The sequence below is a fragment of the Kribbella sp. genome (genome assembly GCF_035655035.1).
GTDB lineage: Bacteria > Actinomycetota > Actinomycetes > Propionibacteriales > Kribbellaceae > Kribbella.
In genome coordinates this window covers 1-4741 of record NZ_DASRVN010000510.1, presented here as the reverse complement: position 1 = coordinate 4741, position 4741 = coordinate 1, and the positions used below count along the sequence as shown (strand labels likewise).

Annotated in this window: 6 protein-coding genes; 2 read left to right on the top strand and 4 right to left on the bottom strand. The window is 69.8% G+C overall.

All coding sequences use genetic code 11. The annotated features are described in order from the left end of the window. A partial coding sequence (locus tag VFF46_RS27925) for an MOSC domain-containing protein (protein ID WP_325040203.1) occupies nt 1-438 on the top strand: 438 nt, incomplete at its 5' end. A 100-nt stretch (nt 439-538) separates the two neighbouring features. On the opposite strand, the gene VFF46_RS27920 is transcribed toward VFF46_RS27925, so the two are convergent. Both VFF46_RS27920 and VFF46_RS27915 read right to left on the bottom strand, forming a co-directional pair. Continuing rightward, on the bottom strand, nt 539-982 hold the full coding sequence (locus VFF46_RS27920) for a lamin tail domain-containing protein (RefSeq protein WP_325040202.1): 444 nt from the start codon (nt 980-982) through the stop codon (nt 539-541). Between the two features lie 141 nt (nt 983-1123). Beyond that, the gene (locus VFF46_RS27915) at nt 1124-1885 is read right to left on the bottom strand and encodes an MBL fold metallo-hydrolase (RefSeq protein WP_325040201.1); all 762 of its coding nucleotides are present in this window, start codon (nt 1883-1885) and stop codon (nt 1124-1126) included. Nucleotides 1886-1967: 82 nt separating this feature from the next. On the opposite strand from VFF46_RS27915, the gene VFF46_RS27910 reads away from it, so the two are divergent. Further along, nucleotides 1968-2921 (top strand): GlxA family transcriptional regulator, encoded by a 954-nt coding sequence (locus VFF46_RS27910; RefSeq protein WP_325040200.1) that lies wholly within the window; start codon nt 1968-1970, stop codon nt 2919-2921. Here VFF46_RS27910 and VFF46_RS27905 read toward each other — a convergent pair. Together VFF46_RS27905 and VFF46_RS27900 are read right to left on the bottom strand one after the other, a co-directional pair. Beyond that, the gene (locus tag VFF46_RS27905; protein WP_325040199.1) at nt 2897-3157 is read right to left on the bottom strand and encodes a hypothetical protein; all 261 of its coding nucleotides are present in this window, start codon (nt 3155-3157) and stop codon (nt 2897-2899) included. The two genes, VFF46_RS27910 and VFF46_RS27905, sit on opposite strands and share 25 nt — an antisense overlap. Before the next feature lie 75 nt (nt 3158-3232). Further along, on the bottom strand, nt 3233-4048 hold the full coding sequence (locus VFF46_RS27900) for a hypothetical protein (RefSeq protein ID WP_325040198.1): 816 nt from the start codon (nt 4046-4048) through the stop codon (nt 3233-3235). Between the last annotated feature and the right edge of the window lie 693 nt (nt 4049-4741).

The window sequence follows — 4741 nt, the reverse complement described above, 5'->3', positions numbered from 1 at the left end:
TACGGCGACGCGCACGCGCTGATGATCACGTCGTACGCCTCCCTCGACAGCCTGAACGCCCGCATCCTCGAATACGGCGGCACCGCGATCCCGATGAACCGCTTCCGCCCGAACGTCGTCATCTCCGGCTGGCCCGAACCGCACACCGAGGACACCGTCCTCCGGATGACCGCCGGCACCACCACCATCGGCTACTCCGCCCGCGGCATCCGCTGCGCCGTACCGACCGTCGACCAGTCAACCGGCACCAAGTCCGGCCCCGAACCCACCCGAACCCTCGCCACCTACCGCCGCGAACCCACCTACGGCGGCGGGGTCAGTTTCGGCATCAAAGCCGCAGTACTTGCCCCCGGCAACATCCACGTAGGCGACGAAATCACCGTCCAGGAATGGATCCCGGACGACGGCACCGACCCCGCGCAACCATCCAACCGCTGACAGCCGATCCGGCGAGTCGTGGTGAATGGCTCGGACCCGTCCGCCGAGTCGTGAAGATCGGTCGAGTATTCGGACCGCATTTCACGACTCGGCAGGATGGTCAGCAGGCGACGCGGGCGCGGCCGGACACCTGCCGGTAGGAACAGGTGTCGACGGTTCGGTTGGCGGGAGTCTGCAGGCGGGCCGTGTCGCCGGTGTTGTTCCAGATGTAGTTGCCGGAACCCCAGTACAGGTTCACCGACGTGTTCCGGCCGCGACCCGTGTGGACGACCACGCTGGTGCGACCGCGGAGCACGAAGCCGCGCGGGAACACGAACGTGTGGTTCTGCGCGTCCCGGATCCGCCAGCCGGCAAGGGTTACCGACCGGGTGCTGTTGTTGCGGACGACGACGTACTCGCGGTTGAGCTGCGCGTTGGTCCGGTAATCCGGCCCGGGCGGGTCGTACTGGATCCCGGTGAACAGGACGGGACTCACCGCCGACGCGGGCAGTGGAGCGACCGCCGCCGCGGCGACGGCTACTCCGGCGGTCGCGAGAACGGCCATGGGCAGGCGAAAGCGTCGCGTAAACAAAAGTGTTCCCCCCTCGTGCTGTGGGCCGATGTCCCCCCGGCCCGATGAATTCGAACTGCCGGTCCCCCCGGCGGTCGAACACGCTAGTCGTCACGCTCCGTACTCGTCAAGCTCTCAAGTAACCGTTTTCGGAACACCGTGCGACAGCATCTGCGTACGGTGCTCCAGTCCGGCCTCCTGGAAAGCGGCCAGGAACTGCTCCGGGCCCTCGCTGAAGTGCGTCCAGCCCTCGGTGTGCACGGGAATAATGGTCGCGTCGCCGAGGATGCGGGCGGCTTCGACCGAGTCCTCCGAGGTGAGGGTCAGGTTCGCCCCGTTCAGCAGTCCGGTACGGGCGGCGCCGGCGAACAGGACCGCGACGTCGATCGGCGCGAACCGGTCCGCGATCTCCTTCACGTGGCCGAGTGACGCGTTGTCGCCGGACACGTAGACCGTCGGCAATCCCTCGCCCTGCACGACGAATCCGGTCACGAACCCGACCACCGACTCGGCACCTTCCGGCCCGTGCAGCGCGGGTACGCCGGTCACCGTGACCACACCGCCGTCCGGCCGCGGGAGGTTGACCGTCTCCCAGTTCTCGAGGCCGCGGACGCCCTCGATGCGCAGCGCCGCGCCGGGCGTCGACAGTACGGTCGGAATCGACGGCAGCAGGGCGCGGCCGGCGTCGTCGAGGTTGTCCTTGTGCTCGTCGTGCGACAGCAGTACGACGTCGATCGGGCCGAGGTCCGCGGCCGGGATCGCCGGGCCGGTCAGCTTCGTCATCACCCGTCCCGGGAGCTGGTAGTCGCGCGGCTCGTCGAAGGCCGGGTCGGTCAGGAACGTGAGGCCGCCGAGGTTCAGGACGGCGGTCGGGCCGCCGATGTGCGTGATCTTCATGACCACGATCCTCCGGTCCGGCGACCGTCCGTACCATTGGCCCGGGAGCCATAGTTGCCGAAGATCGGGCCATACTCTGTCCATGCGTACTGTCGCGGTTCTCGCGTACCCCGGGATGAGCCCGTTCCACCTGTCCGTGCCGTGCCTGGTCCTCGGCGAGCGGCGCGGCCTGCCCGACCGGTACGACGTACAGGTCTGTGCCGAGCAGCCAGGGTCGTTCCCGACCAGCGCCGGGTTCGGGATTACCGTGGACCACGGGCTCGATGCGATGGAACGGGCCGACGTCGTGGTGCTCGCCAGCTGGGAGCCCGGGCTGGTCGCGTCCGACGTACTGCTGACTGCTATCCGGCGGGCGCATGCGCGTGGCGCGACGGTGGTCGGGCTGTGCGTCGGGGCATTCCTGGTCGCGGAAAGCGGGATCGCCGAGGGGCGTGAGGTGGTGACGCACTGGCGGTTCGCCGACGAGCTGCGGGCGCGGTACCCGGCGTTGAAGGTCCGGGCCGACGTGCTGTGGTGTGATCAAGGCGACCTCGTCACATCCGCCGGTACTGCGGCTTCGTTGGACTGCTGCCTGCACCTGGTCCGGACGCACCACGGGTTCGAGATCGCGGAGCAGGTCGCCCGGGACATCGTGGTCGCGCCGCACCGGAGCGGATCCCAGGCGCAGTACATCCCGGTGCCGGTACCGCCGGACCCGGCCGACGACGTGATCGAGAAAGCGATGGTGTGGGCGCGAGCGCGGCTCGACCAGCCGGTGACGTTGGACGAATGGGCCGGGGCGGTGGCGCTGTCGCGGCGTACGTTCACGCGGCAGTTCCGGGCGCGGACCGGGAGTTCGGGGCAGGCGTGGTTGTTGCGGCAGCGGCTCGACCGGGCGCGATTGTTGCTGGAGACAACTGATCTGTCGGTCGAGCGGGTCGCGGCGGAAAGCGGTTTCGGCAGCAGTGACGCGTTGCGGCATCACTTCCACGCCGTGCTCGGTACGACGCCGCAGCGGCATCGGCAGGAGTTCTACAGCAGCACGAGCAGGACGTAGACCACCGGCGCCGCGAACGTGATCAGCAGGATCCAGGCCATCATCCGGTGCCCGGGTTTGCCGCGGTCGAGGGACGAAGCGAAGTACAGTACGGCGCCTTCCTCGGTGTGCCGGCTCAACCCCATCTTGCGGGCCGCGTCCGGCCGCGGATCCGGTCGCTCCTCGGCCAGCGCGTCCGGATGGATCCCGTAATGCGCCGGCCCGGCCCGATCCACGTCATCACGCTCGAAGAACATCCAGCCTCCCGCAGGTTGGTGGACCAGGTCGCCCAACCATGGTCGCACCAACCGGCGAGAAGAGTGCCGAAGAATCTACGAGAAGTTCGCCACCCAGGCGTTGCGGGCGGCGGTGCCGCAGATCAGCGGGCACAGGATGCCGGTGCTGTGGTCGGCCGATCTCATCCCCACGCCCAGCGTGGTGCGACCGCAGTCGAGGACGCTGCCCTTGTACTTCTTCATCAGCTGGTTGTAGGCCTGCTGCGCGGACATCCCGTCACCGCCGGCGCCGACCTGCGATCCGGAGCTGCTGTTCAGGTTGTTGCCGGACTGCGCACGGCTCGCGGCCGTCGCCTCGGCACCTGAGGTGAGGCTCGGGTCCTGCTTGAGGGCAGCGCAGCCGTTGTTCACTCGGGCGCTGTCGATCAGGTTGAAGAGCTGCTTCTCGTTCGAGTCCATACGGCCGTCGACCGGTGGCGGCGTGGTCGTCGGGGGTGGGGTGGCGGGTGGTTTGGTGGTGGTGATGGTTCGGCCGGGCGAGGTCGGGGCCGTGGTGGGGTTGGTGCGGGTGGGGGCCGAGGTCGGGGCGGACGTCGGCGTGTGGGTGGAGGACTCCGTGGGGGTGTCGGTCGGATTGTCCGTTGGGGTGCCCGTCGGGCTGGTTGTCGGGCTGTTTGTCGGCGTGGCGGACGGGGTGTTCGTCGGGGTCGCCGTGGGAGTGGCCGTCGGGGGTGCTGTTGGGGTGACGGTCGCGTGGGCGGACGGGGTAGCGACGGCCGCCTTGGTGGAGGGGGTGATGTACGTGTCGTCGGTGCGCGTCACCATCGGCACCGAGGCGTCGGCCGGGTCGTTCTGCGGCTGGTGCAGCAGGATCCACGAGATCGGCGTGATCACCAGGAGCACCGAAGCCACCGCAATCACCGAACGCCGCCCCCGCGACGCCCGCCCCACCCGCCCAGCACTCCGCCGCCCTGGCCCAGAACCCCCAGGCCCAGAGCCGCCGGGACCAGAGCTGCCAGGCCCAGAGCTGCCGGGACCAGAGCTGCCCGGTCCCGAGCCGCCAGGTCCGGAACTGCTGAGGCTGGAGCTGCCGAGGCCAGAGCTTCCGGAGGTCGCGTGGCCGCCAGCTGCTGCTGCGTGGGTGCCGTCGGCTGCATACGCTGCAGCACCTGTGAGCCCGCTCGCTGCATACCCACCCGCACCTGCAGCCGCGCCGTACTCACCCGGCCTGCCGGTACGCCCACCATCCGAGGGAGCGCCGTACTCGGCGGCTGCGCCCGTACGTCCGCCGTCCGAGGTGGCGCCGTACTCGGCGGCTGTGCCGGTACGTCCACCACCCGAGGTGGTGCCGTGGTCGGTGGCTGCGCGCGTGGGTCCGGAGGCTGGCGCATTGTCGTGCTCAGCGGCTGCGACGGTGCGTCCTGTGCTTGAGGTGGCGTCGTATTCGCCGGTGGCGCCGGGGGGTGTGTTCGGGCTGCCGGCGGCGGAGCCTGCTGCGGCGAGGCTGCTGGCGGCGGAGTCGCCTGCTGCTCGGCCTGCTGCCGCGCTGGTGTCGGGTGCGCGGCGCGGGGCTGGGGTTGCCGGGTCGGCTGCGGCCAGACGGTT

Coding starts and splice junctions, on each gene's coding strand:
- VFF46_RS27920 (WP_325040202.1), bottom strand. CDS start 982: ATGGCCGTTCTCGCGACCGCCGGAGTAGCCGTCGCCGCGGCGGCGGTC.
- VFF46_RS27915 (WP_325040201.1), bottom strand. CDS start 1,885: ATGAAGATCACGCACATCGGCGGCCCGACCGCCGTCCTGAACCTCGGC.
- VFF46_RS27910 (WP_325040200.1), top strand. CDS start 1,968: ATGCGTACTGTCGCGGTTCTCGCGTACCCCGGGATGAGCCCGTTCCAC.
- VFF46_RS27905 (WP_325040199.1), bottom strand. CDS start 3,157: ATGTTCTTCGAGCGTGATGACGTGGATCGGGCCGGGCCGGCGCATTAC.